Source organism: Pedobacter sp. 01T416_2 (assembly GCF_056398925.1).
The window spans coordinates 1-3149 of the sequence record NZ_JBFTQI010000699.1 but is presented as its reverse complement, the minus strand read 5'-3'; the positions used below and the strand labels follow the sequence as shown (position 1 = coordinate 3149).

General features: G+C 38.1%; 4 protein-coding genes. 3 read left to right on the top strand and 1 reads right to left on the bottom strand.

Annotation, left to right across the window (positions count from 1 at the left end):
- Positions 1–95: 95 nt before the first annotated feature.
- Together AC1DPQ_RS22695 and AC1DPQ_RS22690 are read left to right on the top strand one after the other, a co-directional pair.
- Entirely contained in the window at positions 96–878 is a 783-nt protein-coding gene (locus AC1DPQ_RS22695; protein ID WP_477583826.1) for a DUF1223 domain-containing protein, read from the top strand.
- Between the two features lie 12 nt (positions 879–890).
- Positions 891–1064, top strand: a complete 174-nt coding sequence (locus tag AC1DPQ_RS22690) for a hypothetical protein (protein WP_477583824.1) — start codon at positions 891–893, stop codon at positions 1062–1064.
- A gap of 258 nt (positions 1065–1322) precedes the next feature.
- Here the strand turns inward: AC1DPQ_RS22690 and AC1DPQ_RS22685 are convergent, their stop codons facing one another.
- Complete coding sequence (locus tag AC1DPQ_RS22685; RefSeq protein WP_477583822.1) at positions 1323–1718, bottom strand: DoxX family protein; 396 nt, start codon at positions 1716–1718, stop codon at positions 1323–1325.
- Between the two features lie 312 nt (positions 1719–2030).
- On the opposite strand from AC1DPQ_RS22685, the gene AC1DPQ_RS22680 reads away from it, so the two are divergent.
- The coding region (locus tag AC1DPQ_RS22680; RefSeq protein ID WP_477610953.1) for a YeiH family protein at positions 2031–3149 on the top strand (1119 nt) is incomplete at its 3' end.

The window sequence follows — 3149 nt, the reverse complement described above, 5'->3', positions numbered from 1 at the left end:
GTCTAGCTCTTCCACCAATTTGTCCGGTTCAGCTATTTTCCACCTAATTTCAGGCATACTATCCGCTTATTTTTGATAAAAAAAGAATAGAAATTATGAAAACACTAAAAAGAATAGCGATCGTAAATGCAGTCATTGTGGCGGTAATAGCACTTAGCGCATTTATTTGGGTAGGATCTGCACAAGAAAAAAAAGTGGAGCAGCCCGTTAATGGGAGAGGCTTTGCCGTTTTGGAATTATTTACGTCTGAAGGATGTTCGAGCTGTCCGCCAGCAGAAGAACTGTTGGCCAAAATAGAGAAAGAATCTAATGGGAAACCAGTGTATGTGCTTGGATATCATGTTGATTATTTTGATAATTTAGGTTGGAAGGATGTTTTTGGAAGTCAGGAAAACACAAAAAGGCAAAAAAAATATAGTGCTTGGTTAAACGCACAGGTTTATACCCCTCAATTGGTTATTAACGGCGCTCAGGAATTTATAGGCTCTAATGAAAACGACGTAAGAAATGCCATTAATGAACAGCTTCTGAATAAAAGGTATACAGCCAGTTTAGCCTTCGATACGAAAAGGGATGGGGATGTACTGAAAATAAATTACGAAACCAAAGGTACTCAGGCTAGCGACGATCTCCTTTTTGCACTGGTACAAAAGAGCGGTAGTACCGATGTACAGCGTGGGGAGAATGCAGGACTTAAATTATCCCACATCCAAATGGTACGGAAAACCTTAACACTGTCTCTAAAGGATGCAAAATCTGGAACTGCGGTATTGAATATCCCTAAAGATAGTAGTGCCGAAAAATGGGAAGTAATCGGAATGGTTCAGCATAAAACAACAGGCGCAATTTCAGCAGTAAATGCATCAACAACATTTTAATCATTTATCATCATGGAAAATCATCAAAATACCACAACCAACAGTTTATTAGTTGGATTGGCAAGCTTAATGTCGACACTTTTTCTGGTTAGCCCCCCATTTGAAAAAAATCCACAGCAATGTGAAATGGTGCAAAGCATCGGAAAGAAAAAAGAGAAAGGACTGGAGAATGAGCCAGTTGTATAACATAAATCTAGTTGCTAATTTATAAGCAACGTTTATTAGTTAGGAGGTCGCCATATATTTGGCGACTTTTCTATTTAAAAATAATTTGCGCTGTGCTTTAGCATCAAACAAAGAGATTAGTGACGCATTCACAGCCTTGGATGTTTAGCTGTTTTATAGATTACAGATGCTGTACCAGGTAAAATTTCTCACCAATAAAAAAGGCGCTACTAGCGCCCTTTTTATGTGAAAACTGATTTAATTAGAATTATTCAAACCTTAAATAGCAGTTAGATTAGAATAGTGGGTAGGATAAAGTTTTTGGAACATCAGGTAGGTTATTGTAACGATAGCAAAGGCTATAATGGCATCAGTAGTGGCTAGCGGACCGATCACAATTAGTTTTGAGCAGAATGCAAAAATGATATCAAAGAATATCCCTGCAAATACCCATTCTTTTAACCTTAACCATCTGTTGGGGATTAGTAGAACCACGATTCCGGCTAATTTAGCAACACCAAGTACATAAATAAAGTACGCTGGATATCCCAGTTTTAATGTAATGTCCCAAACAATAGGGTTTTTTGTGAGTTCACAAACTCCGCTGGTGCCAAACCATAACGAAGTTAGTGAGGCACCGATCCAATAAATGGTTTTTGTTGTTTTAAGTGTCATAATATTTTTTTTAAGTTGCCCAAAAATGTTGCATAAACATTCCAAAAACCAGTTGAATGGATCTGAACCAGACAAATTGAATCCTGAATTAGACAATTGAATGAATTTGTTTTTAAATATTAGTTTGTGATGCATTTTTAACTTAAAAGGCCCACTAATAAATGTGTAGATCAAAGTCAGATATTTGTTACGGATAAAATCCTCCTGAATATTTACTTTAGTTTCGATATTGGGTATTCGTTTACGGTTTATTGATCGTATCCGCCAATATTTTTAGAAATGAAATCAAATTAACACCATAATTAATCAACTATGTCGAATCGAAACAACGCAGCCGATACTACTGGAGCCTTAACAGATGCTGGGATAAGCCCGGATAAGAAAACATTTTTACAATCACTCACCGAAGATTGGTGGGCTGTTATATTGGGAACGATTATTATTGCCACTGTACTTTATTTAACCAACAATGGTACTGTAATAAGTTTACCTGCATTTAAATGGGCAACCAGTGAAGACCTTTTGGGTAAAATATTATCAGCATCCAACTTATTGTTAATTGTTGAAATGGGGGCAGTTTTTCTGGCCTTAGCTTCGGTAGCGATAGGTTTATCTGGAGGCAGTGTTGCGCGGTTTGCTGGCGGTTTTGCGCTCATCTATTTTTTAGCTATCGTTTCTTTTATTATCGGAGGCAATAAAAGTGTATCCTATTTTGGGTTAGAATATGTGGTATTTGCATTGCTTATCGGTATCGCATTGGGCAACCTGATCAGGTTGCCATCTTGGCTAAAAGAAGCAGTACGGTCTGAGTTTTATATTAAAACAGGTTTGGTGATATTAGGAACCACTATTTTATCGGCCGATCTGATCAAAGCTGGTTTACCCGGTATAATACAGGCCGTTATTGTTGTTACTGTAGTTTGGTTTTTTTCGATGTGGTTAAGCCGCAAGTTAAAAGTAGATGATGAATTTGGCGTAATATTGGCCTCAGCCGTATCTATTTGTGGTGTTTCTGCAGCAATTGTTGCTGCAGGCGCTATTAATGGTGATAAACGTAAATTATCTTATGTAACCACGCTGGTATTGATTATGGCTATCCCGATGATGATTATTCTGCCTTGGGCGGTAAAGTATTTTCATATACCTGAGGTGATTGGTGGGGCATGGCTGGGTGGTACCTTGGATACAACGGCAACCGTAACCGCTGCAGGCGATTTGGTTGGGCCAATAGCCGTTAAAGCAGGTGTTATAGCCAAGTTTTCGCAAAATGTTTTTATTGGTGTTGCTGCTTTTTTTATAGCTATATGGTGGGCCTATAAAAAACCTAAAAGTGAAGATGGTATACCCTTCAAAGCAGAGCGCCCGGGGTTGAAAATTGTGTGGGAGCGATTTCCGAAATTTGTATTGGGTTTTGTTGCAGCATCTTTGGTG